We start from the raw sequence: 25,092 nt of genomic DNA on the forward strand, positions 1-25,092 counted from the left end.
TCAGTGTCGTACCGGACGATGTCAGTCGCGCTCGCCGCCGCCCAGGTGGTGCACCCGGACCATGTTGGTGGTGCCGGGGACGCCGGGGGGCGAACCGGCGGTGATGATCACGGTGTCGCCGTCGTTGAAGCGGTTGAGACGGACCAGCTCGGCGTCGACGAGCTCGACCATCGCGTCGGTGTTGTCGACGTGCGGCACGACGTACGAGTCCACGCCCCAGCTCAGGGTGAGCTGGTTGCGGGTGGCCTGGTCGGTGGTGAAGGCCAGGATCGGCTGGGCCGCGCGGTAGCGGGACAGACGGCGGGCCGTGTCACCGGACTGCGTGAAGGCGATCAGCGCCTCGCCGCCCAGGAAGTCCGCGATCTCGCACGCGGCACGGGCCACCGAACCACCCTGCGTACGTGGCTTCTTGCCGGGCACGAGCGGCTGCAGACCCTTGGCGAGCAGCTCCTCCTCGGCCGCGACGACGATCTTCGACATCGTCTTGACGGTCTCGATCGGGTAGGCGCCCACGGACGACTCGGCGGAGAGCATGACCGCGTCCGCGCCGTCCAGGATCGCGTTGGCGACGTCGGATGCCTCGGCGCGCGTGGGGCGCGAGTTGGTGATCATCGACTCCATCATCTGGGTCGCGACGATCACCGGCTTGGCGTTGCGGCGGCACATCTCCACGAGGCGCTTCTGCACCATCGGGACCTTCTCGAGCGGGTACTCGACGGCCAGGTCGCCACGGGCGACCATGACGGCGTCGAAGGCCGCGACGACGCCCTCCATGTTGTCGACGGCCTGCGGCTTCTCCACCTTGGCGATGACGGGGACCCGGCGGCCCTCCTCGTCCATCACCTTGTGGACGTCCTTGACGTCGCCGGCGTCGCGCACGAAGGACAGGGCGACCATGTCGCAGCCCATCTTCAGGGCGAAGCGCAGGTCCTCGACGTCCTTCTCGGAGAGAGCCGGCACGTTCACGGCCGCGCCGGGCAGGTTGATGCCCTTGTGGTCGGAGATGACACCGCCCTCGACGACGATCGTCTTGACGCGCGGGCCCTCCACCTCGACGACGCGCAGCTCGACGTTGCCGTCGTTGATCAGGACCTGGTCGCCCTTGGAGACGTCTCCGGGCAGGCCCTTGTAGGTGGTGCCGCAGATGGACTTGTCGCCGGGGACGTCCTCGGTGGTGATGGTGAACTCGTCACCGCGCACCAGCTCGACGGGTCCCTCGGCGAAGGTCTCCAGACGGATCTTCGGACCCTGCAGGTCGGCGAGGACGCCGATGGCACGGCCGGTCTTGTCGGCAGCCGCACGGACGCGGTCGTACCGCCCCTGGTGCTCGGCGTGCGTGCCGTGGCTGAAGTTGAAGCGGGCCACACTCATACCGGCTTCGATCAGCGAGACGAGCTGCTCTTCGGAGTCGACGGCGGGGCCCAGCGTGCAGACGATTTTGGAACGGCGCATGGGGGCGATCCTATCGGTTTGTTTCGCTTCGGAATATTCCGTCTGGTGGAATCTACAAATGGGCGGAAGTGCGCTCAGGCGTTGCGGTGATGAATTGCTGATGTATCGCGTTTATGACGGGTTTTCGACCAGTGCATAGGTCTGCCGCGCGATCTCCAGCTCCTCGTCGGTGGGGACGACGGCGACCGCGACCCGTGCGTACTCCGGCGAGATCAGCCGAGCCTCGTCGGAACGTACGGCGTTGAGTTCTCCGTCGACCGCGAGCCCCAGCTCCTCCAGACCCGCGACGGCAGCCTCCCGCACCGGCGCCGCGTTCTCACCGACCCCCGCCGTGAACGCGATGGCGTCCACCCGGCCGAGCACCGCGTAATAGGCGCCGATGTACTTCTTCAGACGGTGGATGTAGATGTCGAAGGCGAGCGCGGCGGCCTCGTCGCCGCCGTCGATCCGGCGCCGGATCTCCCGCATGTCGTTGTCGCCGCAGAGACCGACCAGACCGCTCTTCTTGTTGAGCAGGGTGTCGACCTCGTCGATCGACATCCCGCCGACGCGGGCCAGGTGGAAGACGACCGCCGGGTCCACGTCACCGGAACGGGTACCCATCACGAGCCCCTCAAGCGGCGTGAGCCCCATCGAAGTCTCCACGCACCTGCCGCCCCGCACGGCGCTCGCCGACGCGCCGTTGCCCAGGTGCAGCACGATGACGTTCACGTCCTCGGGCGCCTTGCCGAGGAGCCAGGCGGTCTTGCGGGAGACGTACGCGTGCGACGTCCCGTGGAAGCCGTAGCGCCGCACGCGGTGCTGGTCGGCGGTGGCCACGTCGATCGCGTAGCGGGCCGCAGACTCCGGCATCGTCGTGTGGAACGCCGTGTCGAAGACGGCGACCTGGGGGAGGTCAGGACGCAGGGCCTGGGCCGTGCGGATGCCGGTGATGTTGGCCGGGTTGTGCAGCGGCGCCACCGGGACGAGCCGCTGGATCTCCGCGAGCACCTCGTCCGTGATGACCGTCGGCGCGGTGAACTTCAGGCCGCCGTGCACCACCCGGTGGCCGATCGCGGCCAGCTCGGGGGAGTCCAGGCCGAGCCCGTCGGCGGTCAGCTCGGCGGCGACCGCCTTCAGGGCGGCCTCGTGGTCGGCGATCGGTTCCTCGCGCTCGCGCTCGTCGCCGCCCGTCAGCGGCGTGTGCTTGAGCCGCGACGTCTCCTCGCCGATGCGCTCGACCAGGCCGACCGCGAGACGTGAGCTGTCCCGCATGTCGAGCAGCTGGTACTTCACCGACGAGGAGCCGGAGTTGAGGACGAGGACGCGGGTGGCGGTCACGGCGGAGATGCTTTCTGTAGACGTCATACGAGGTCGCTCTGTCATACGAGGGTGCTACACGGAGGTGGCCGGGCGGCCTTGCGCCTGGATCGCGGTGATGACGACGGTATTGACGATGTCCTGCACGAGGGCGCCGCGGGACAGGTCGTTGACCGGCTTGCGCAGGCCCTGGAGCACCGGGCCGACGGCGATCGCGCCGGCCGAGCGCTGCACGGCCTTGTAGGTGTTGTTGCCGGTGTTCAGGTCCGGGAAGATCAGCACGCTGGCCTGGCCCGCGACCTCCGAGTCCGGCAGCTTCGTCGCCGCGACCGAGGGCTCCACGGCGGCGTCGTACTGGATCGGCCCCTCGATCTTCAGATCGCCGCGGCTGCGGCGCACCAGCTCGGTCGCCTCGCGCACCTTGTCGACGTCGGCGCCCGACCCGGACGTACCCGTCGAGTACGAGAGCATCGCGATCCGCGGCTCCACGCCGAACTGCTCGGCGGTGGCGGCGGCCTGGACGGCGATGTCGGCGAGCTGCTCGGCGTTCGGGTCCGGGTTGACCGCGCAGTCGCCGTACACGAGCACCTTGTCGGCGAGGCACATGAAGAAGACGGAGGAGACGATCGAGGCGTCGGGCTTCGTCTTGATGATCTCGAAGGCGGGCCGGATGGTGGCGGCCGTGGAGTGCACGGACCCCGACACCATGCCGTCGGCGAACCCTTCCTGCACCATCAGCGTGCCGAAGTAGTTCACGTCGGCGACGACGTCGTACGCCAGCTCGACGGTGACGCCCTTGTGGGCGCGCAGCTCGGCGTACTTGGCGGCGAACGCGTCCCGCAGCTCGGAGGTCTGCGGGTCGATGAGCTGCGAGTCGGCGAGGTCGACGCCGAGGTCGGCGGCCTTCTTGCGGATCTGCTCGACGGGGCCGAGCAGCGTCAGGTCGCAGACACCGCGGCGAAGGAGCACGTCGGCGGCGCGCAGGACGCGCTCCTCGGTGCCCTCGGGCAGGACGACGCGGCGCTTGTCGGAGCGGGCCTGCTCCAGGAGCTTGTGCTCGAACATCATCGGCGTGACGCGGTCGCTGCTGGGGGCCTGTACGCGGGTGAGCAGCCCGGCCGTGTCGACGTAGCGCTCGAAGAGGCCGAGGGCGGTCTCCGCCTTGCGGGGCGTGGCGGCGTTCAACTTCCCCTCCAGGGCGAAGAGTTCGCCCGCGGTGGGGAAGGAGCCGCCGGTCACCGCGATTACCGGGGTGCCGGGCGCGAGGCGGTCGGCGAGCTTCAGGATCGCCTCGCCGGGCTGCTCGTTGAGGGTGAGCAGGACGCCCGCGATGGGCGGCGTACCGGCGCTGTGCGCGGCGAGCGAGCCCACGACGAGGTCGGCGCGGTCGCCGGGGGTGACCACGAGGCAGCCCGGGGTCAGGGCGTTCAGGAAGTTCGGCAGCATCGCGCCGCCGAAGACGAAGTCGAGCGCGTCACGGGCCAGGCCCGCGTCGTCGCCGAGCACGACGCGGCCGCCGAGCGCGTGGGTGATCTGGGCGACCGTGGGGGCGGCCAGGGCGGGCTCGTCCGGCAGGACGTAGCTGGGCACGGGGAGGCCGGCCGCGAGGCCGTCGTGGATCTCGTCGCGGTCGGCGGGCGCCACCCGGTTGGTGACCATGGCGAGGACGTCGCAGCCCAGGCTCTCGTAGGCGCGATATGCGTTGCGCGTCTCGGCGCGGACCGATTCGGCGGTCTGGTTCTTGCCGCCGACGACGGGTATCACCGACGCCCCGAACTCGTTGGCGAGGCGGGCGTTGAGGGACAGCTCGTCGGGGAGCTGGGTGTCGGCGAAGTCCGTGCCGAGCACGAGGACGACCTCGTAGTCCCTGGCCACCCGGTGAAAACGGTCGACGAGCTGGGAGACCAGCTCGTCGGTGCCCTGCTCGGCCTGGATCGCGGAGGCCTCGTGGTAGTCCATCCCGTACCCCGATGCCGCGTCCTGCGCGAGCCGGTAGCGGGCGCGGAGAAGATCGAAGAGCCGGTCGGGCCCGTCGTGGACCAGCGGCCGGAAGACCCCCACCCGGTCGACCTGACGGGTCAGGAGTTCCATGACTCCCAGCTCGATGACCTGGCGGCCGTCGCCCCGGTCGATCCCGGTCACGTACACGCTGCGCGTCACGCGTGCTCTCCCCTTCTTCGCTGCGGTGTCCCTGCGTACCCGGCAAGACCCGACAAGACCCGGCGAAGCCGGGTCGGACCGGGCAAGCTCACTCAGGGCCGGACAAATGACCCGATATGGTTGCCGTGCCCTCTTGACAATACCTCTGCGGCTGGCTAGGTCGCCCGCCGGACGAAGGGCCTCGTCGAGGGGCCCAAAGGCCTCCTCCCCAGGATCGGGCGGCGCAGCCGTGACGCGTGACTGCTTCGGGTGCGCGGCGGCCCCCGCGCGGCCATGGAACAATCAGACCGGCTCACACGCATCAACAGCGAGCAGGAGACACAGCACGATGCGCATCGGAATTCTCACCGCAGGCGGCGACTGCCCAGGCCTCAACGCAGTGATCCGGTCGGTCGTGCACCGAGCCGTCACGCACTACGGCGACGAGGTCATCGGCTTCGAGGACGGGTACGCCGGCCTGCTCGACGGCCGCTACCGCTCCCTCGGCCTGAACGAGGTCAGCGGCATCCTGGCCCGCGGCGGAACGATTCTCGGCTCCTCGCGCCTGGAGCGCGACCGCTTCCGCGCGGCCTGCGAGGACGCGCCCGCGCTCGCCAAGGAGATCGGCTTCGACGTCCTGATCCCCATCGGCGGCGAGGGCACGCTCACGGCCGCGAAGATGCTGTCGGACGCGGGCCTGTCGGTGGTCGGCGTCCCCAAGACGATCGACAACGACATCTCGTCGACCGACCGCACCTTCGGCTTCGACACGGCGGTGGGGGTCGCCACGGAGGCGATGGACCGCCTGAAGACGACGGCCGAGTCGCACCAGCGCGTGATGGTGGTCGAGGTCATGGGCCGCCACGCGGGCTGGATCGCCCTGGAGTCCGGCATGGCGGGCGGCGCCCACGGCATCTGCCTCCCCGAGCGCCCCTTCGACCCGGCCGACCTGGTCAAGCTGGTCGAGGAGCGGTTCTCGCGCGGCAAGAAGTTCGCGGTGATCTGCGTGGCCGAGGGTGCGCACCCGCAGGAAGGCACCATGAACTACGGCGTCGGCGCGATCGACCAGTTCGGCCACGAGCGCTTCCAGGGCATCGGCACGGCACTCGCGTACGAGCTGGAGACCCGCCTCGGCAAGGAGGCCAAGCCGGTCATCCTGGGGCACGTCCAGCGCGGCGGCACCCCCACGGCGTACGACCGCGTCCTGGCCACCCGCTTCGGCTGGCACGCGGTGGAGGCGGCGCACCGCGAGGAATTCGGCCGCATGACGGCGCTGCGGGGCACGGACATCACGATGGTGCCGCTCGCGGAGGCGGTCACCGAGCTGAAGACGGTGCCGAAGGACCGGATGGACGAGGCGGAGTCGGTCTTCTAGCCGGCGCGCTTCCAGCCACGCTTCTAGCCGTCACGCTTCCAGCCGTCGCGCGGGCGGCGCGGCGTCAGCCCCCTGCCGCGCCGCGGACCTGCGCCCAGAAGTGCTCCAGGATCTTGTCCAGGAAGTCCTTCCCGGCACTTCCCGAGGCGTCGGCCCCGGCGCCGCCGCCCCAGCTGAGCGTCCGCACCATCCGGGACTGGTAGTCGGCGTGCAGCTGCTGGAGCACGTCTTCGAGATGCCGCTTCGGCACGGGCAGCATCTTGCTGACCGGCCGGACGTATCCCTGCCAGCGGCTGGTCACGGCGCTGCGCAGCAGTTCGGCGAGGTCGTCGGCGCGCCCGGTGATGCCGATGAAGTCGGGCAGGGGGAGCTGCAGCACCTCGGCGAGGGCGGCGGACTGCCGCTCGTTGCCGCGCCAGGTGTTGGTCTCCTCCATGTGCAGATACGCCTGGATCTCGACGCCGGAGCCCCGGGCCACGTCCTCGGGCGCGAGCCCGCGGGCGAGCCGGTGCTCGCGCAGGGTGGTCGCGGCGCCCATGAGCTCTCCCGGTGAGCACCACAGGGTTCCCGCGAGGGCGGTGAGTTCGGCGGAGGTGGGCGAGGCGAGCCCTCGTTCCCAGGCGGCGATGGTCTCCGGGGTGATGTAGGTGAGCCCGTAGCTCGCCCGCATTCCGTAGGCGACGTGCCCGTGCGCCATCCCGAGCGCCTCGCGAAGGCGCCGGGCGGCGGGAAAGTTGAACGGGGGTGTGGGCTGGTGCGGCGGTCGGCTCGGTTGCACGGGCACACGGTATGGGCGCGGGGGTCTGGCGACTACGGTGTGTTCATACGAGGTTGCGGATTGGTGCGAAGCTACGGGAGGCCGTGGGTACCCAGCAGGGCGTCCAGTGCATGCCCGTACTCCCGGAAGAGTGACCGGGCGTCGGGCCGCGCCGGCGAATTGGGCAGCAACAGATCCGCGAGGAAGGCGACGCGCCACATCCTCAGGACGGTCGCGGGTGTGCTGCCGACGGTGTCGTCCGACGTCCCGGAGACCAGCTCTGCGGCGATCCGCAGCGCCTCGGCGATGAGGGCGGCCCCCCGCTCGACCTCTGGCCCGCGCGCGATGGCCGCATTGACCAGAGCCTGAAGGAACCGCGTCAGCTGCAGATCGGCACCCACGTGGCTCATGCGCCGCACCGAGTCCGGCTCCTCGAGTCGGGGTGACACGTCCTCGTACACAGAGGACCACATCAGCAAGGACGGTGCGCTCACCGGATGCTCACGCAGGTAGCCGAGACCGTCGAGGATCTCCATGGTCGCGTCCCCGAAGTCCCCGGCTTCCCTGACCACTTCGAGGACCCGCGCCACATCGTGCTGCCGCGCAGCCACGAACCCGCCGACAGAGGCGTCCCGCAGCGACCATGTCTCCGTCGCGGCGACCGCACCGATCTCGATGATGCCGCCGAGCGGTGCGAAGACCGCACGGCCGAGAACCTCTTCCGAGATGTTCCATTCCGGCATGCTCAATTGATCCACGTCTCCTAGAAGGTCCCGGCCACGTTCTGCATGAATGCCTCGTTGAACGGCAGTACTCGTGGTGACCCGGCGTTCAGGAGGGCGACGTCTTCAGGCGTGTTCACGAAGTATTCCGGTTGGTTACCAGCAGGCCCTTCGTGGGTGCGCAGCCAGCGAGCGGCGTCTGCCCGGGGAACTTCCGTGCGCACCACGTGTCCGCCGGGCCCAGCGTACTGGTTGGCGGCCCGCATGAAGTCGTCCGTCAGATAGACGCCCGCGTCAGGTGTGTACCGCCGGGTGTCCGATATCGACGTCGGCAATGAGAACGCGTCGCCATGCCAGTTCTGCGAGCCGTGGTAGAGAACCACGTTGTCGTCGTAGCCGGAGAGCCCATAGGGGTCGATCTGACGGAACGGATTGGTGACGTATCCGTAGGGATCGGGTGCTGGCTCCAGGCCCAGCGGGTCGAGCGTGGTGTAGCGGGCGGACTCGGGGTCGTAGTGACGTTGGAAGTTGTAGTGCAGTCCCGATTCCGGGTCGTGATACTGACCGGGGAAGCGCAGCGGTGTGTACGCGGCGCTGCGCTCGGGCCAGCTGGTGAGGCCCCAGACGGTCCGCCGGGCGCGCCAGGCGATGTGGCCGTCTTCACCGATGAGTTCGGTCGGGGTGCCGACGAGATCCGTGACGATGGCGAAGAACCGGGAGTCGATCTCCTCCTGAGCGGCCTCGTCGATGAGGCGCTCCGTCTGGGCGATGGCCCGGAGGCCGTCGTAGTCCCAGGTCAGCGTGACGGTATGGGGCATGTCAGGGGACGCTGTGGTCTGCTCGGTGAGCTGCGGCCCGTCCCACGTGAAGTCGGTCCGCTCCAAGACCGTCGCCCCGTCGGGCGCCATGCGCAGCTTCGCGGTCCGCCGTCCCAGCGGGTCGTACAGATACTTCCAGATGGTCCCGTCCGGAGTTGTCAGGGACGTCAGGCGGTCCTCGCCGTCCCACGTATAACGCCAGACGTCCGGCTTCCGGGACAGCCGCGTCTTCCGGCGTACGACGACACGCCCTGCCTCGTCGTACTCATAGCGCACCGTCCCCGCGCGAGCCAGCCGTATACCGCTGAACTCCCGCTCGCCCCGGGCATCCTGTCCCGGATGATGCTCGGGCCACTGCGCACTCGTCAGCTGCCCGGCTTCGTCGTAGGCGTAGCGCTCGGTCCAGTCGTGGCCGCTGACGGCGGTGATCCGGCCCACCGGGTCGAGTCCCATGGTGACCTCGCCCAGCAGCGGATCGTCTATGCCGGAGACGATGCTGTCGGGGCGATAGTCGTAGGCCCGGCGTTGGACGGCCGCGCCTCCGACGGTCACCGTCTGCTCGACAGGGCGGCCGACCGGGTCCCAGGTCTGAGCGACCGCGAGCGAATCATCCACGAGTCGCTCTGTCTCTTGGCCGTTCGCGGCGTAAGCGAAGGACAGGAGGTGTCCTGAGGTGTCCAGATGGGTTGCCCGCCCCACCGCGTCGTAGGCGTAGCGGGCCCGCGCGCCCGTGGGAGTGGTGCGCCGCGTACGCCGGCCCATGGCGTCGTAGGCGAAGGCCAGCGTCCGGCCGTCCGACCGCTCGGCGAGCACCCGCCCGCGAGGGTCTCGCTCCCAGGTCAGCACGGAGTCCGGTCCGGCACCGCCTACCAGCCTGCCCGCTGGGTCGTAGGTGAAGGTGGTCCGCCGGTCGCCGACGTCCTTCGTGACCGGCCGTCCCAGGGCGTCATAGGTGAAGCGGACGGTCTGGCCCTGCGGGTTCCTGCGTTCCAGGAGGCGCCCCATGGCATCGCGGGTATACCGGGTACGTCGACCGTCGAAGTCGCACTCGGCCAGCAGATGTCCGGCGGCGTCGTACTCGTAATTCCAGTTCCGGCCATGAGGGTTGGTGACTTGGGTGAGCCGCAGCGAGGCGTCGTGGCCGAACTCGTAGCGGGCGCCGTCGGGGCCTGTGCGCGCGCTGACCAGGTCGAAGTGCGTGTACTCGTAGGTCGTGATGGCGCCGGCGGCGTTCGTGTGGCGGATGCAATTGCCCTCGCCGTCGTACTCCCACGCTTCTTCTGCCCCGTCGGGCCCGAGCACGCGGGTGATCTTGCCCTCGACGGACCACCACATCCGAGTCGTTGCTCCGGCCGGATCGGTGACCTCGGCGAGGCGCCCGAACGCGTCGTAGGAGCGCGTGGTCCGTTCACCGAGCGCGCTCACGATCTCGACGGGGAGCCCGGCGGCATTGCACCGCACCTGTGTGGTGGCGCCCAGCGGGTCGGTGACCCCCAGCGGCCGCCCTGCGGTGTCGTAGGTGAAGCGGGTCGTCGCGCCGTCGGGTCCTGTGAGCGCAGTACGGTTGCCCCGCTCGTCGTACGAGTGCCGCCACACGGCGCCGTCCGTCGTCACCACCCGTACCGGCAGGCCGATTTCGTTGTACTCGGTGTCGGCTTCGGTGCCGTCGGGACGGCTGACCGTGACGGGCTTGCCGTACGCGTTGTTGGTGAACTCGGTGGTGTTCCCGAAGGGGTCGGTCCACGACACGAGGTGGTGATGGTCGTCGTACGTGCTCCGAGTCACGGAGCCGATCGCGTCGATCTCCGCGACGACCTGGCACCGCTCGTTGATGACGAAGCGGGATACGGCGCCTTCGGAGGTGGTCAGGGTGGTGATGCGGCAGTCGGGCCAGGCGTCGTCCGTCCCGTCGTAGTCGAGGGTCAGGGCGATGTGTCCGGCCTCGCCGCCTTCGGCTATGCAGCGGTCCTGGTCGTCGTAGGTGTACGCGTAGCGGCTGTGATTGCTGTCGGTCCAGGAGGTGGCGCGCAGGCGATCGTCGTACGTGAACTTCAGCGACAGACCGTCGGAGTTGCTGACCTCCGTGAGGTTCCCGTCGGTGTATCCGTACTGCTTGATCGTGACGTCCGAACCGTCCCTGGCGCCTCCCGCAAGGAGCAGCCCCGTGACACGTTCCCTCTCGACCACCAGTTTGAGGTGGTAGCCGCAGGAGTGCCGGATCGCGAGCGGCGTACCGTCGCTGTCGTAGTCGAAGTCAATGGCGTTGTCGTTGCGGTCGGTTATGCGCTCCAAGAGGGCCAGGCCCTCGTCCGGAATGCCGAAGTGGCGGCTCTGTCCGGTGAGAGGGTCATCGATGCGATAGCTGCCGTTGTCCAGACGGACGAGGGGCCAGTGGGGACCGACCGCTGGCAGCGTCGCGGTCTGGGGCCCGTCGGCGTGCGGATAGGCAAGCAGCAGACCGTCTTCGGAGACGAACACGACCCCCTCGTCGTCGACTTCGAGACGCTGATCGATGGTGGAGGACCAGGTAGGTCCGAACCACCAGCCGGTGCGGTAGTCGGAGGCGACGCGACGACGGAAGGCCAGCGGCAGGATGCCGGGCAGTTCGATGTCCGTCTGAGGCAGGAACATCTGTCCTGAGGCGAGGTCGACGGGGTCGGTCAGCTTCTTCCAGACGGCTTTGGCACTGCGCGCGAAAGCGTCCTTGCCCCGGCCAAGCATGCTGCGGGCGCTCTTCAGGCCCTTGAGGCCACCTTTGAGGCCCTTCAGACCCTTGCCGAGTTTGGCGACCGTGGTCAGGCCCTTCATGCCAGGAACACAGTCCAGCGCCGCGAACGCCACGTCGAGCAGGCCTGCTTGGCCTTTTCTGTATTTGTTGAGGGTGTCGGCCAGCACGATGACGGCGGCCACGACGACGATGATGGCGAGAATGGGTCCGCCCACGATCATCGCGATGATGCCCACCACCGCGACGATGACCTTGCAGACCTCGACGATGGTGTCCCAGTTGTCGGAGACCCAGTCGCCGATCTCCTCCCACCACTTGCGGTTCTGGATGCCCGCGTCGGACGCCTCGTCGATCTTCCGCTTGGCCGTGCCCGCGGCCTCCTCGCGCATCTTGCGCGCGTCCTCGGCCATCTTCTTCGCCGCGTCCAGCGCGCTCTGCGCGGAACTGACGTCCCCCTGAGCGGTGCTCTGCGCCTTCTCCGCGGAGGTGGCATTGCGGGTGGCGGCCCGCACCTTGTCCGGGTCGGGCTCGGGCACGTCCTTGCCGCCGCCCGAAGCCTTGTCGTCCTTGTACTTGTCGGCTTCCTTGCCCGCCCGCTCCACCCAGGAATCCGCCGTGGACAGCCGGGACTTGGCGCTGTTCAGGTCGGCCCGCGCCTCGCGGCCCTTGACCAGCGCCTTGCCCGCCAAGCTCTGGGCGCGCTCCAGCTCCGGCCAGTACGCGGACAGCGCGTCGCCCGCCATCTCGTAGCTCTTCTTGAGCTTCTTCAGCTTGCCCGGAGCGTCCTCGAACTGCTCCGTGAACGCGTCCGCGGTCTTGCCCGCCCACTGCAGGATCGCGTCCTCGCCCGCCATCCCCTTGATGTCCCGCAACACCTTCGAGACATCGTCGGCGAAGTCGTGCAGGTTCTTGGCCAGACCCCGAACCCGGTCCGGATCACCGGGCGTCGGGTCCTTGTCCAGGTCCAGGACATGCCAATCCACCGGACGATTCCCTGCCATAGCGCTTCCCCCGTTTTACGTGTGCCGTCGACTACCGGTTGATGGCCTGGATCTCCCCGACGACGACCTCTTGCTCCGCACCGAACTCGCCGTCAGGCAGGCCCTTCGGTTCGTTCACACCGGTGCCGGTCCAACTGATCTTCCAGGTGACGGTCGCCTTGAGCGGATACGAGCCGTCTCCCGATGAGCGGAGGTACTTCACCCCGCAGGACGGGTCCTGCTTGGACTTGCCCTTGGCGTACGGTTCGCCGATCTTGCCGTTCCTGATGGGGCAGGCGCCGGAGGCGGGGTAGGTCTCGGCGTCCTTCGTACCCGGGTCGATCTTCAGGGAGACCGGCTCGGCGGTGGTCGTCGCCTCGATGTCGAGCATCGGGACGGAGGCCGTCACCGACACCGGCTTGAACTCCGTCTCGTCCAGCCAGGCCCAGGTGGGCAGATTGACCTTCGTCTCACCTTCCGGGGCGAGGGTCACCTCGGTGCCGGGTACGCGGATCTCTGCGTACGCGAGTTTGGAGAGCATCTCCGGAGTGATCGCTTCGGGGATGTCGGCCGGGGGCGGGTCGCCCTCGTCGACCCAGAAGGTGGGCTCGTCGCAGCCGTCCCAGCCGGGCGGATAGCTCTTGTTGGGGAAGGACGTCCACCAGTAGCCCTTGCCGGCCTTGTCCAGGTTGAAGTTCTTGTAGGGCTCGCCGTCCACGTACCGCTTCCTCTGCTCCAAGTCCCACTGAGGGCCGGTCGACTCGGCCTGCCAGATCGGCTCGACGTACTTCTTGAACTCCGCGGGGGAGTACGTGGGGGAGTACCAGCAGGCGGGCGGGGTCCAGTCGGCGGGCGGGGTCACGGCACCGGTCTTGGCGCCGGTGCCGTTCTTGGAGCGGTCGTAGACGATGCCGCCGGACGCGGTGGCGGACACCGTTCCGTCGTCCTCGGCATTGCCGGAGGCCTGAGGGTCCTGGGCTCCGCCTCCGATCTCGTTGTCAGCCGCTGCCGGGACGGTGGAAAGGAGTACGCAGCCGAAGGCGGCGAGAGTCGCTGTTCTCAAACGGATATTTACGGCTGGCACTTGGCGCTCCCCCGAGTCGAATTGATCTGCGTGGTCACCCAGACGCCCGCGTCGTTCTTTTGCAGCTTGGCGGCGTAGAGAACGTAGCTGTTCTTCGTTGCGGGGGTCTTCTTGACCTTGTCCTTCTTGAGGTACTTGTCGTAAGCCTTGCTCTGGTCCTCGCAGTAGACGAGGGAGGCGGAGCCGCCGTCGCCGCTCACTTCCGGGTTGTAGTAGCGGTAGGCGCCGGTGGTGCGCGCCTTCGCGTCGACGTAGGCCTGGATGAACTTCTGCGTCTGAGCGGCGGCTTCCCCTTCGTAGTAGAAGCGGTATGCCTTGTTGGCCGGGTCCTGCTCGGCGATGGCCATGTCGACTGCCTTGATGGACTGCTCGCTGTCGGCCAGGATCGCGTCGTCGGCCTTCTTGCCCGTCTTCGGCCAGTCGAAGGTGTACGTCAGGTCTGCGGGCAGGTCGACCTTCGGGCGCTCGACGGCCTCCGAGTCCGGTGCGCTGGGCGACGGCGACTTCTCCTCGCCTCCGTTCTCCGCTCCAGCGATCTTGTCGCTGTCCTTCGACCCGTCGTCGCTGCTTCCGCAGGAAGAGAGCAGCAGAGCCGCGGATACGGCCAGTGCGGACGTCGCTAGACGGAGAGGGCGGTTCACTGACGGCTCCTGGTGAGGGTGAGAGTTAGCGCGAGCTAAGCACGCTAGTGGGCACCGATCGGTGGCACCAGAGAGATATGTGATCAGTAATGGGGCGGTAGGGGCCTATCCCGGTGAATCCGGGCGATGCTTTCCCTCACAGCGCCCCCGCACCGCTTTGCGTTCGGTGAGATCAAAGACGAGGAGTTCGCATGGGGACGAGGCGGCACGCCATGGATCTTGAGGCATACATGGAGCGGGCGCGGAACGGGCCCTGTTTCGTCTGCGCGTTCCTCGCCGGGGACCCCGGCTACGCGCATCACGTCGTCCACGAGGACGAACACCACATCGCCTTTCTCGACCGGTGGCCCACCCTGCCCGGGAAGGTCCTCGTCGCGCCCAAGGCGCACGTCGAGCACGTCGTCCGCGAGTTGGACGAGGCCGACTACACGCGGCTCATGCTCTTCGTGCGGACCGTCGCCCGCGCCGTCGAGGACGTGCTCGGTGCCGAGCGGACCTATCTCTACTCCCTGGGGAGCCAGGACGGGAACAGTCATCTCCATTGGCACGTCGCCGCCCTGCCGCCCGGGGTGCCGTACGAGGAGCAGCAGTTCCACGTCCTGATGTCCGAGAACGGCGTGCTGGACGTGGCGCCCGACGCCATGGCAGGGATGGCCGCGCGGCTCCGGGACGCCATCGCGTCGGCGTAGCGCTCGGCGCCGCTACTGGCGGGTGGGTGCGAATTTCTTGTCCACCTTGCCGATTTCGGTCCAGGTGTTGTCCTGTCGGCGGTCGAACCACACCGGGCGCTGGCGCGCCGAGCGGCGTTTCTCGAAGGAGACCTCGTCCAGGACACCGTTCACGGAGACGCCCTGGATCTCGCGGTCCAGGGTGTGTCGTAGTGATGTCGCCGAGCCCTCGGCCGGGAGCTTCTTGAGTGCGGTGGCCAGGGCCAGGGCGCCGTCGTACAGCTCCTGGTTGCCGCGCGCGGCGAGGTTCTCGTCGGGTTCACCGGAGTAGTTGCGGGTGCGCAGGACGCCGTCGGGGATGGTTTTGTCCGCCTTCTCGGTTGCCGCCCGTTCCGCCGAGTCCTCGCAGGGGCCCTCGGGGGCGCTCTGCGTCAGGACGGGGCCGGTGAAGCCGTCCGCCCTGAGCTTCTTGGCCCACACGCCGACGTACGACCCGGAGGGCACGACGACCGCGTCCGCCCGCGCCTTGTCGACCAGCGCCGGGATCTGTGAGGCCTTCACCTCGTCCGGCCCGGTGTCCAGCGCCTCGGCCTGCACGCCCGCCCGGCGCAGCGCGGTGCCGATGCCGTCCTCGCGGTCCGTCCAGATCTTGTCCTCGGCCACCAGGACCCGGCGGGCCTTCGTCCGGGTCAGGAGGTAGTCGGCCATCGCCTCGCCCTGCCGCGCCTCGTCGGCCGGGATCGCGAACGCCCCCTCGGCGTGGGCGACTTCGGAGCACGTGCTGATCTCCGGCAGGAACGCCTCGTCGGTGTCGTGCACCCAGGAGAAGTCGTTCGTGTCGCCGATGACGGCGAGCATGTCCGGGTGCTCGGCAAGGAGCTTGCGGGAGGTCGTGTCCGGGTCGGCGGAGACGGGGACCACGCGGAAGCGGCTGCCGCTCTTGGCGCCGAGCGTCTCGGCGAAGGCGGACTCGACGGTGCGCTTCTGCTGGATGGTGAACTGCCGGTACTCCGACTTCTCGTACGTGTCCGCGGCGCCGTCCGAGCGATCGGCACCGACGTGGGTGTAGCTGTGGGCGACGCCGATCGTGTGGACCGCCGACGCTCCGTCGGCGCCGGACGCGGACGTGGACGTGGTGTCGGGCGCGGCCAGCGAACGTATGCCCAGTCCGGTCGGGATGCCGACCGCCAGGACGAGGGCGGCGGGGATCAGCAGGCGTCCCCGAGAGCGGCGGCCACGGGGACCCGGTGCGTCCGGAGCTGTGGGTTCCTTGCGGACGGCCGGCGGGCGGGGGCGGGCGTCCTCGACGGGGGAGGCCGGGGAGGCCGGGGAGGACGGGGCGGCTCCGGAGGGGATGGAGTCGTGCACGTCCGGGGCCGGGGTGGATGCCGGTGCCGGTGCAGTGGTGTCGTACGGGGACGAGGTGGGGGCCGGCTCCTCCCCGGCCGGCGGCAGCGACCGCGCCGCCGCCACAATCCGTTCGAGCGCCGTCGCGGCGTCCGCGGGACGGTCGGCGGGTTCCTTGGCCAGGAGGGCGAGCACGAGGCGCTCCACCGGGGCCGTCACCTCGGCCCGCGCCCGCGAGGGCCGCAGCGGTGCGTCGTTGACGTGGTTGTACATGACGCCGACCGCCGTGCCGGTGAACGGTGGCCTGCCGACGAGGAGTTCGTAGAGCACGCAGCCCAGCGCGTACAGGTCGGTGCGTCCGTCGCCCGCCTCCTGGCGGAACCGTTCCGGCGCCAGATATGGCACGCTGCCGAACGGCAGCTGCCCGGTCTGCGTGAGCCGGGCGTCGCCCGCGGCGCGCTCCATGAACGTCGCGATGCCGAAGTCGACGACCTTGGCGGAGCCGTCCTGCGCGATCATCACGTTGCCAGGCTTGATGTCGCGGTGCACGACGCCCGCCGAGTGCGCCGTGTCCAGGGCGCGGCAGACGTCCGCCGCCCAGCGCAGCGCGTCCGCCACCGGCACCCGGACGCTCTCGCGCAGCACCTGGTCCAGCGAGCGCCCCTGCACCAGGGCCATCACCAGGTACGGGGTGCCGTCGTCCGAGCCGTGGTCGTGGACGGCGACGATGTACGGGCTGTCCAGCGAAGCGGCGGCGCGGGCCTCCTGCCGGAAGCGGGCCAGGAGCTGCTCCAGCTCGGCCTCGTCCGCCGATGCCGCGGGCACGAAGAGCTTGACCGCCACCTCGCGGCCCAGGCTCCGGTCGCGGGCACGCCACACCTCGCCCATGCCGCCCGCACCGATCCGCTCGATCAGTTCGTACCGGCCGTTCAGCAGACGCCCCCGCATGTGCCCTCCCTTTGACCCGGTGATCCTAGCCAGCGGGCCGGGCAGCCGGAGCGGGGCGGGTCAGGTCAGTCCTCGGGCGGGTCAGCCCTTCACCGCACCCCCCAGCGCGAACCCCCCGCCCAGCTTCCGGGAGATCAGGACGTACAGGAGGATCACCGGCGTCGAGTAGATGATCGAGAACGCCGCCAACTGGCCGTAGACGACCGTGCCCTTGTTGCCGAAGAAGTCATTGATGCTCACCGATGCGGGCATCTGCTCCGGCGTGAGCAGGAGCATGAAGGGGACGAAGAAGTTCCCCCACATCATCACGAAGGAGAAGACCGTCACCACGGACACCCCCGGGCCCATCAGGGGGAGCACGATCCGCAGCAGGGACTGGAACGACGACGCGCCGTCCGTCCACGCCGCCTCCTCAAGCTCCTTGGGCACGCCGTCCATGAAGTTCTTCATCAGCCAGATGGCGAAAGGCAGTTGGGACGCGGCGAAGAAGAAGATCGTGCCCTGCATCGTGTCGATCAGGTCGACCTGGACGAACAGCGCGTACACCGGGACCATGATCGCGGTGATCGGCAGGCTCGTCGCGAAGAGGATCGTCAGCATGAAGGGGCGGTTGAGGCGGGACGTGAAGCGGGAGAGCGGGTAGGCGGCGAGCGCCGCGCAGACCACCGTCAGGAGGGTGCCGCCGCCGCACAGCAGCAGGCTGTTGAGCAGGGGCGTGAAGGTGATCTCGGGGGTCAGGACCGCGTCGTAGTTGTCCAGGGTGATGCCGTCGGGGACCTTCACCTTGAGGTCGGCCTCGGTGTCGAGCGAGGACAGGATCACCCAGGCCAGCGGCAGGACGAACGCGGCGGCGACCACGAGCAGGCCCGCGTCCGCCGCGAGCCGCCGCGCCGTACGGCGTGAACGCAGGGTGCGGGCAGGTGAGTTGACGGGGGAGGCAGACGTGTTGGCGGACGTGTTGGCGGACACTCAGACCTCCGTGCGGAGCAGGCGCATGTAGACGAGGGAGAAGAGTGAGCCGACGACCAGGAGCAGAAGCGCCACCGCCGTGCCGTAGCCGATCATGCTCTTCTGGAAGGCCTGTTCGTACATGAACAGGGGGAGGGTCTGACTGCGGTTTCCCGGGCCGCCTCGCGTCATCACCCAGATCAGGCCGAAGACGGAGAGGGTCTGGAGGGTGTTGAGCATCAGGTTCGTGCCGATGGAGCGGCGGATCATCGGGAGCGTGATGTGCCACATGCGGCGCCAGCCGCCCGCGCCGTCCACCTCGGCCGCCTCGGTGATCTCCTTGGGGATCTCGTTCAGGGCCGCCGAGTAGACCAGCATCGAGAACGCCGTGCCGCGCCATACGTTGGCGAACGACACCGCCAGGATCGGCAGCGTGTACATCCAGTTCTGCGACGGCAGATGGAGGAAGTCCAGGACCGCGTTGAGCGTGCCCTCGCGCCGGAAGAACGCGTACAGGAGGAAGGCCGCCACCACCTCGGGAAGCACCCACGCCGTGATCACGATCGCGCCGGTGACCGTGCGGACCGGCTTGGACGCCCGCTGCATCAGGGAAGCGAGCGCCAGGCCGATGGTGTTCTGCCCGATGAGCGAGGACACGACCGTGAAGACCAGCGTCAGCCAGACCGCGTTGAGGAACGCCTCGTCGCCGAAGGCCTTACGGAAGTTGTCGAACCCGACGAAGCTCGACTCCGCCTGGCCGGTGAGCTGGAGGTCGGTGAAGGCGATGTAGGCGCAGTAGCCGATCGGTCCCGCGAGGAAGAGAAGCAGCAGGACGACGGCGGGGGACACGGGCAGCGCGCGGGACAGGGCCCGTCCCGTCGCCTTGCGGCGGGACGGGGGCCGGGCGGGGCGCGGGGCGCCCGGGCCCGGCGCGGTCTTCGCGATGTCGCCGGGCCCGGCGGGGGGTGCGGTGGTCACCTCGGGGCACTCACTTCCCTTGCGTACGGACGACGACTACCGTGCGCCGGCGGTCACTTCTCGACGACCTCGCCGTCCGTCGCCGCCTTCACCTCGTCGTCGTACCCGCTCGCCGCGTCGGCCACCGACGCGTCGCCCGTCGTGACCTTCTCCATGGCCTCCTGCACCGCGGTGGAGACCTTCGGGTACGCCGGGTACGCCGGGCGGTAGTGCGTCGAGGGCACCAGGTCGGTGAAGAACTTCAGGCCGGGCTGCGCCTTGAGGTACGCGGGGTCGGCGGCGACGTCCTTGCGGACCGCGATGCCGGAGTTCGCCACGTACCACTTCTGGGCGTTGGCCTTGGTCTGCATCTGCTCGATGAACTTGAACGCCAGGTCGGGGTTGGACGCCTTGGACGGGATCGCCCAGGTCCAGCCGCCGGACATGCTCACCTTGCCGGGGGCCTCGCCGTTCTGGGTCGGCATGTGGGCCAGGCCCAGCTTCTTCGACCACTCCGGCCACTCGTGGCCCGCGCCCTTGCCCCAGTCCTGCGGCAGCCAGGAGCCGTCGAGGTTGATGCCGAGCTTGTCCTCGGGGAGGAGTTCGCCGCGCACCCGGGTGGCGAAGTTCGGGTCGAGGGCGTCGGAGACGTCGGGGCCGAGCTTCTCCTTGTAGACGGTCTCGACGAACTTCAGGGAGTCCTTGAAGCCCTGGCTGCCGGTGACCCACTTCTTCGACTTCGGGTCGTACATCGGGTCCTGGCCCGTGCCGTACAGGAGCATCTCCATGCCCTGCATGGTGGCCGCCTCGCCCGCGGGCTTGCCCGTGTAGACGTTCATGGGGGTGACGCCCGGGACCTTCTTCTTGATGGTCCGCGCCGCCTGAAGGATGTCGTCCCACGACTTGGGCTGCCAGTCGGCCGGCAGCCCGGCCTTCTTGAAGATGCCCTTGCTGAACCAGAGTCCGCGGGTGTCGGTGCCGTCCGGGACGCCGTACGTCTTGCCGTCCGCCGCCTTCGCCGCCGACTTGGACGTGCCGATGAACTGGTCCCAGTCCTTCCACTTGTCCAGATACGGGTCGAGCGGCTTCAAGTACCCGCTGGTGATGTCCGAGTTGATGAGGAAGGTGTCCTCGTAGACCAGGTCGGGCGCGGTCTTGGGGGAGCGCATCATCTGCTGGAGCTTGGTGTAGTACTCGGAGTCCGGCGCCTTGATGGGCACCAGCTTCACCTTCTTGCCGGGGTTCTCCTTCTCGAACTGCTTCTTGATGTCCGCCAGGAAGGTGTCCATGACCTTGACCTGGTTGTCCGTGGACTGCTTGAAGGAGACCTTGACGGTGTCCGGATCGTCGCCGGAGTCCCCGCCGCACGCGGTGAGGGTGGCGGTGGCGACCAGGGCGGTGGCGAGGAGCAGCGGGGTGGTGGGACGCACGGGCACGACCTCCTACTGGCCGACGCGGCTGGGTTACCACGCAGGGCGCAACGCGGGGCTGCCCGGTGAACGTAAGGGCGGGCTCGGAGCAAGGTCAATGCCCGTGCGTCGCCCCTTGTCATCAACGTGACAACGTTGTTATTGGAGGCGGCACCGGGGCGTTACCGGCGTGGCCGCGGGGTGTTAATCGGCTTGTCCGGCCGGGGACTTGGGGCTTCAGGGAGTCGACGGGGCCGAGGTCAGCCAGCGGTAGGCGTACTCGGGGCGGCCGACGTGGCCGTACTGCGGGGTGCGGGCGGCGCGGCCCGTGGTGACCAGGTGCTCCAGGTAGCGGCGCGCGGTGATGCGGGAGATGCCCACGGCCTCGGCGGCGGCCGCCGCGGTGACGCCCTCGGGGGGTGCGTCGCGCAGGGTGCGGGTCACCCTCTCCAGGGTGGGGCCGCTGAGCCCTTTGGGCAGGGCGGCGGGGCTCGGCGCGCGCAGGGTGGCCAGGGCGCGGTCCACCTCGTCCTGCCCGGTGGCCTCGCCCGCGGCGGTGCGGAACTCGGCGTAACGGGTGAGGCGGTCGCGAAGGGTGGCGAAGGTGAAGGGCTTCAGTACGTACTGCACGACGCCGAGGGAGACGCCCTCGCGTACGACGGCGAGGTCACGGGCCGATGTGACGGCGATGACGTCCGTGCGGTGGCCCGCGGCGCGCAGGGTGCGGGCCAACTGGAGGCCGTGGCCGTCGGGGAGGTGGAGGTCCAGGAGGAGCAGGTCCACCTCCGTGCGGTCCAGCATGCGCCTGGCTTCGGCGGCGGTGTGTGCCTTCCCTGTGGCCTGGAAGCCCGGTACCCGGTTCACGTAGAGGACGTGAGCGTCGGCGGCCACGGGGTCGTCCTCCACGACCAGGACGCGGATCGGCTCTGTCACTTGGTGCCTCCGTCAGTCCTCGGTGCGGTACGTCTGTCCATGGCCGGGGCGGCCGAGGCCAAGCGGACCTCGAACTCCGCGCCCCCGTCCGGCGAATCCCGCACCTCCAGTGTCCCCTCGTGCTTCGTCACCGTCTGGTGGACCAGGGCCAGGCCCAGGCCGCGGCCCGCCGTGGCCTTCGTCGACCAGCCGCGTTCGAAGACCGACTCGGTGTGGGCCGGGTCGACGCCGGGGCCGGTGTCCGACACCCGCAGCGTGAGGCCGGCCCCGTCGGCCCGTGCCGTCACCGTCACGCGGGCCGCGGGGGAGCCCTGGGCCGCGTCCACCGCGTTGTCGATCAGGTTGCCCAGGACCGTCACCAGGTCGCGCGCGGGCAGGTCCGTAGGGAGCATGCCGTCGTCGATGCTGCTGTCGGGGGAGACGACGAGCTCCACGCCGTGCTCGTTGGCCTGGGCCGCCTTGCCCAGGAGCAGGGCCGCGAGGACCGGCTCGCTGACCGCGGCGACCACCTGGTCCGTCAGGGTCTGCGCAAGCTCCAGCTCGGCCGTGGCGAAGTCGACCGCCTCGTCGGCGCGGCCCAGCTCGATGAGGGAGACCACCGTGTGCAGGCGGTTCGCCGCCTCGTGGGCCTGCGAGCGCAGCGCCCGCGTGAAGCCGCGCTCCGAGTCCAACTCGCCGGTCAGCGCCTGGAGTTCGGTGTGGTCGCGCAAGGTCACCACTGTCCCTCGGCGCTCACCGCTCGACACCGGTGAGGTGTTGACGACGACCACCCGGTCCGCCGTCAGGTGCAGCTCGTCCACCCGCGGCTCGGCCGCGAGCAGCGCGCCCGTCAGCGGCACGGGCAGGCCCAGCTCGGCGACGTTGCGGCCGACCAGGCCGCCCGATACGCCGAGCAGCTCGCGCCCTCCGTCGTTGATGAGCGCGATGCGCCGCTGTCCGTCCAGCATGAGCAGGCCCTCGCGCACCGCGTGCAGCGCCGCCTCGTGGTAGTCGTGCATGCGGCTCAGCTCGGCGGCGTTCATGCCGTGGGTGTGGCGGCGCAGGCGGGCGTTGATGACGTACGTACCCAGTCCGCCGAGCGCGAGCGCGCCCGCCGCGACACCGAGCAGGGCGAGCAGCTGGCCGCGCGCCTTCTGGCTGATCTCCTCGATGGTGATGCCCGCGCTGACCAGGCCGGTGATGCGGTCGCCGTCAAGGATCGGGGTGACCACGCGCACGGAGGGGCCGAGCGTGCCCGTGTACGTCTCGGTGAAGGTCTCGCCCCGCAGGGCGTCCGCCCGGTGGCCGAGGAAGCGCTCGCCGATCTGGTCCTCGTCGGGGTGCGTCCAGCGGATGCCGTCCGGGTTCATGATCGTGACGAAGTCGACCCCGGTGTGCCGGCGGACGTCGGTGGCGTACGGCTGGAGGGCCTGGGTCGGATTTCGGCCACGCGCGGCCTCGCGCACCGAGGGGGAGTCCGCGACCGCCCGCGCCGCGGCCGTGGCCTGCCGGCGGGCGCCCTCCTCGGCCTGTTGCCGGTCGCTCAGGAAGGTGAAGAGCGCGCACCCGGCCACCACGACGGTGACCAGGACGATCTGCATCGCGAAGAGCTGACCGGCGAGGCTGCGTGGTCGGGGCGGGCGGGCGAGGGGCATGCTGCCAGTCTGCCTCGCCGTATAAGTGCGAACTAAATGAACGTAAGGGTGACCGCCCTCACAGGGCGAGAGATAGTCACCCGAGATTCGCCTGCCCAGGACGTGAGCCGCACGCACTGGCCGAAAACGCCGACGTAGTCGTTCAAGGAGGGCCCTCGTGGCCGACACCACCGACAGCCAGGTGGCACCGGCTCCCGCAGCCAAACGGGACCGGACCCACTACCTGTACATAGCCGTCATCATCGCCGTCGTCCTCGGTGTCGGGGTCGGCCTGCTCTTCCCCGACTTCGCGACGGAGCTCAAGCCGGTCGGCACCGGCTTCGTGAACCTGATCAAGATGATGATCTCGCCGATCATCTTCTGCACGATCGTCCTCGGCGTCGGCTCGGTCCGTAAGGCCGCCAAGGTCGGCAAGGTCGGCGGTCTCGCGCTCGCCTACTTCGTCGCGATGTCGGTCGTCGCGCTCGCCATCGGCCTGCTCGTCGGCAACATCCTGCACCCGGGCTCGGGCATGGACATCTCCAGCTCCGAGAAGGGCGCGGGGCACGACGCGGCCGAAGAGGCGAACAAGGGGCTCGTCGACTTCGCGCTCGGCATCATCCCGAAGACGCTGGTCTCCGCCTTCACCCAGGGCGAGGTGCTGCAGACGCTGCTCGTCGCGCTGCTCGTGGGCTTCGCGCTGCAGGCCATGGGCCGCTCCGGAGAGCCGATCCTGCGCGGCATCGGGCACATCCAGCGCCTTGTCTTCCGCGTACTCGGCATGATCATGTGGGCCGCCCCGGTCGGCGCGTTCGGCGCGATGGCGGCGGTGGTCGGCGAGACCGGCACGGACGCCCTGAAGGCGCTGGCCACGATCATGATCGGGTTCTACGTCACCTGTGCGCTGTTCATCCTGATCGTGCTCGGCACGCTGCTGCGCCTGGTGACCGGCGTCAATCTCTTCAAGCTCCTGAAGTACCTGGGCCGCGAGTTCCTCCTCATCCTGTCCACCTCCTCGTCCGAGTCCGCGCTGCCTCGGCTCATCGCGAAGATGGAGCACCTGGGCGTCAGCCGTCCGGTCGTCGGCATCACGGTCCCCACGGGCTACTCGTTCAACCTCGACGGCACGATGATCTACCTGACCATGTCGTCGCTCTTCATCGCCGAGGCGATGGACCAGCCGCTCGGCATCGGCGAGCAGATCTCGCTGCTCCTGTTCATGATGATCGCGTCCAAGGGCGCCGCGGGTGTCTCCGGTTCCGGCATCGCGGTCCTGGCCAGTGGCCTTCAGTCGCACAAGCCGGGCCTGGTGGACGGTGTCGGCCTGATCATCGGCGTCGACCGCTTCATGAGCGAGGCCCGCGCCCTGACCAACTTCGCCGGCAACGCGGTGGCGACCCTCCTGATCGGTACGTGGACCAAGGAGGTCGACCGGCAGCGGGTCGACGACGTCCTCGCGGGACGCCTGCCGTTCGACGAGAAGACGCTCCTCGACGAGGGCGGCTCCGAGCCCGAGAAGCCCGGGAAGGGCGACCCGGGGACGGCGGACCCGGAGACGGTGGACGCCGTCCCGACGCAGCCGGACAGCGTCGAGAAGAAGTCCCTGACGGCTTAGCCGTCGGCGGTCGCGGCCCTGCGGTCGGCGACCCTGGTCACCAGCTCGGTGGCCTGTGAGGCGGGCAGGCCCGCCGCGGTCAGAAACGTGATCGCGGTGGACCTGCCCGCCTTCTGTGCCGGTACGACACCGTCGTTGACGGCCTCCATCACGGCGAACAGAATCCCTTCGAGTACGTAGCCCAGCGCCCGCGTCGGCAGCGGCGACACGAACGTGCCGCCGTCCAGGCCGCGTTGGAACGTCTCCAGGCCGGACTCGTGGACGCGGCCGAGCCGTTCGCGGATGCCGCCCATCGTGACGCTCCGGTGGGAGAGCGAGAGCAGCAGGCGGTAGCGGTCGGCGACGTCCCAGACGGCGAGCAGTGAACCGGCCACCGCCTCCGCGGGGTCGTCGATGCCCTCGCGGCCCGCGGCGTGCGCGCTCTCCACCGCCTCGACGGCCCGCTCCACGATCGCCTCGATCAGCGCGTCGCGGCTGGGGAAGTGCCCGTACACCGTCCGGCGCACCACGCCCGCGGCGCGCGCGATCTGGTCCATGGACGCGTCGGGGTCGTGCAGCAGCTCGGCGACGGCGACGTCGAGGATGCGGCGGCGGTTGGCGTCAGCGCGGACGCTGCTCGCTGGACGGGGGTTCATGGCCCCCATTCTGCCCACTCGCGG

18 protein-coding genes are annotated in these 25,092 nt (G+C 69.4%); 3 read left to right on the forward strand and 15 right to left on the reverse strand.

What is annotated here, in order from left to right:
• Window positions 1–21: 21 nt before the first annotated feature.
• The 3 genes from pyk to pta all read right to left on the reverse strand — a co-directional run bounded on the left by pyk (window position 22) and on the right by pta (window position 4,911).
• Window positions 22–1,452, reverse strand: coding sequence for a pyruvate kinase (gene pyk, locus ACIGXX_RS27040; protein WP_351163978.1), 1,431 nt, complete (start codon window positions 1,450–1,452; stop codon window positions 22–24).
• Window positions 1,453–1,563: 111 nt separating this feature from the next.
• On the reverse strand, window positions 1,564–2,772 hold the full coding sequence (locus ACIGXX_RS27045) for an acetate kinase (protein ID WP_351163979.1): 1,209 nt from the start codon (window positions 2,770–2,772) through the stop codon (window positions 1,564–1,566).
• Between the two features lie 54 nt (window positions 2,773–2,826).
• Window positions 2,827–4,911 carry a phosphate acetyltransferase gene (gene pta, locus ACIGXX_RS27050; RefSeq protein WP_351163980.1) on the reverse strand — a complete coding sequence of 695 codons (2,085 nt, stop codon included), beginning with the start codon at window positions 4,909–4,911 and terminating at the stop codon, window positions 2,827–2,829.
• A 328-nt stretch (window positions 4,912–5,239) separates the two neighbouring features.
• Between pta and ACIGXX_RS27055 the strand changes: the two genes are divergently transcribed.
• Window positions 5,240–6,265 (forward strand): 6-phosphofructokinase, encoded by a 1,026-nt coding sequence (locus ACIGXX_RS27055; RefSeq protein ID WP_351163981.1) that lies wholly within the window; start codon window positions 5,240–5,242, stop codon window positions 6,263–6,265.
• 64 nt (window positions 6,266–6,329) lie between these two features.
• On the opposite strand, the gene ACIGXX_RS27060 is transcribed toward ACIGXX_RS27055, so the two are convergent.
• The 5 genes from ACIGXX_RS27060 to ACIGXX_RS27080 all read right to left on the reverse strand — a co-directional run bounded on the left by ACIGXX_RS27060 (window position 6,330) and on the right by ACIGXX_RS27080 (window position 13,995).
• The gene (locus ACIGXX_RS27060; protein ID WP_399979442.1) at window positions 6,330–7,049 is read right to left on the reverse strand and encodes a helix-turn-helix domain-containing protein; all 720 of its coding nucleotides are present in this window, start codon (window positions 7,047–7,049) and stop codon (window positions 6,330–6,332) included.
• A gap of 65 nt (window positions 7,050–7,114) precedes the next feature.
• A complete protein-coding gene (locus ACIGXX_RS27065) occupies window positions 7,115–7,780 on the reverse strand; it encodes a hypothetical protein (protein ID WP_361473130.1) in 666 nt (221 codons plus the stop codon).
• A 5-nt stretch (window positions 7,781–7,785) separates the two neighbouring features.
• Window positions 7,786–12,273, reverse strand: coding sequence for a DUF6531 domain-containing protein (locus tag ACIGXX_RS27070; RefSeq protein ID WP_399979446.1), 4,488 nt, complete (start codon window positions 12,271–12,273; stop codon window positions 7,786–7,788).
• 49 nt (window positions 12,274–12,322) lie between these two features.
• On the reverse strand, window positions 12,323–13,354 hold the full coding sequence (locus tag ACIGXX_RS27075; protein ID WP_399979449.1) for a hypothetical protein: 1,032 nt from the start codon (window positions 13,352–13,354) through the stop codon (window positions 12,323–12,325).
• The gene (locus ACIGXX_RS27080) at window positions 13,342–13,995 is read right to left on the reverse strand and encodes a hypothetical protein (protein ID WP_351163984.1); all 654 of its coding nucleotides are present in this window, start codon (window positions 13,993–13,995) and stop codon (window positions 13,342–13,344) included. The genes ACIGXX_RS27075 and ACIGXX_RS27080 overlap by 13 nt, the downstream gene beginning before the upstream one ends.
• A 212-nt stretch (window positions 13,996–14,207) precedes the next feature.
• Here ACIGXX_RS27080 and ACIGXX_RS27085 point away from each other — a divergent pair, with 212 nt between their 5' ends.
• Window positions 14,208–14,684 (forward strand): HIT family protein, encoded by a 477-nt coding sequence (locus ACIGXX_RS27085; RefSeq protein WP_361473137.1) that lies wholly within the window; start codon window positions 14,208–14,210, stop codon window positions 14,682–14,684.
• Between the two features lie 12 nt (window positions 14,685–14,696).
• Here ACIGXX_RS27085 and ACIGXX_RS27090 read toward each other — a convergent pair whose 3' ends face one another.
• The 6 genes from ACIGXX_RS27090 to ACIGXX_RS27115 all read right to left on the reverse strand — a co-directional run bounded on the left by ACIGXX_RS27090 (window position 14,697) and on the right by ACIGXX_RS27115 (window position 22,839).
• Window positions 14,697–16,958, reverse strand: coding sequence for a protein kinase (locus ACIGXX_RS27090; protein ID WP_399979453.1), 2,262 nt, complete (start codon window positions 16,956–16,958; stop codon window positions 14,697–14,699).
• Window positions 16,959–17,039: 81 nt separating this feature from the next.
• The gene (locus ACIGXX_RS27095) at window positions 17,040–17,867 is read right to left on the reverse strand and encodes a carbohydrate ABC transporter permease (RefSeq protein ID WP_351164044.1); all 828 of its coding nucleotides are present in this window, start codon (window positions 17,865–17,867) and stop codon (window positions 17,040–17,042) included.
• Between the two features lie 60 nt (window positions 17,868–17,927).
• A complete protein-coding gene (locus ACIGXX_RS27100; RefSeq protein WP_351163987.1) occupies window positions 17,928–18,884 on the reverse strand; it encodes a sugar ABC transporter permease in 957 nt (318 codons plus the stop codon).
• A 53-nt stretch (window positions 18,885–18,937) separates the two neighbouring features.
• Window positions 18,938–20,299, reverse strand: coding sequence for an extracellular solute-binding protein (locus ACIGXX_RS27105; RefSeq protein WP_351163988.1), 1,362 nt, complete (start codon window positions 20,297–20,299; stop codon window positions 18,938–18,940).
• 210 nt (window positions 20,300–20,509) lie between these two features.
• Window positions 20,510–21,205 carry a response regulator gene (locus ACIGXX_RS27110; protein ID WP_361473144.1) on the reverse strand — a complete coding sequence of 232 codons (696 nt, stop codon included), beginning with the start codon at window positions 21,203–21,205 and terminating at the stop codon, window positions 20,510–20,512.
• The gene (locus tag ACIGXX_RS27115; RefSeq protein ID WP_366463982.1) at window positions 21,202–22,839 is read right to left on the reverse strand and encodes a sensor histidine kinase; all 1,638 of its coding nucleotides are present in this window, start codon (window positions 22,837–22,839) and stop codon (window positions 21,202–21,204) included. The genes ACIGXX_RS27110 and ACIGXX_RS27115 overlap by 4 nt, the downstream gene beginning before the upstream one ends.
• 181 nt (window positions 22,840–23,020) lie before the next feature.
• On the opposite strand from ACIGXX_RS27115, the gene ACIGXX_RS27120 reads away from it, so the two are divergent.
• The gene (locus ACIGXX_RS27120) at window positions 23,021–24,433 is read left to right on the forward strand and encodes a cation:dicarboxylate symporter family transporter (RefSeq protein WP_366463994.1); all 1,413 of its coding nucleotides are present in this window, start codon (window positions 23,021–23,023) and stop codon (window positions 24,431–24,433) included.
• Here the strand turns inward: ACIGXX_RS27120 and ACIGXX_RS27125 are convergent.
• Window positions 24,430–25,068: a TetR/AcrR family transcriptional regulator gene (locus ACIGXX_RS27125; RefSeq protein WP_351163992.1), complete on the reverse strand. Its 639-nt coding sequence runs from the start codon at window positions 25,066–25,068 to the stop codon at window positions 24,430–24,432. The genes ACIGXX_RS27120 and ACIGXX_RS27125 overlap by 4 nt on opposite strands.
• Window positions 25,069–25,092: the final 24 nt, after the last annotated feature.

Origin of the sequence: Streptomyces sp. NPDC055243 (assembly GCF_044544025.1) — a bacterium.
Lineage (GTDB): Bacteria > Actinomycetota > Actinomycetes > Streptomycetales > Streptomycetaceae > Streptomyces.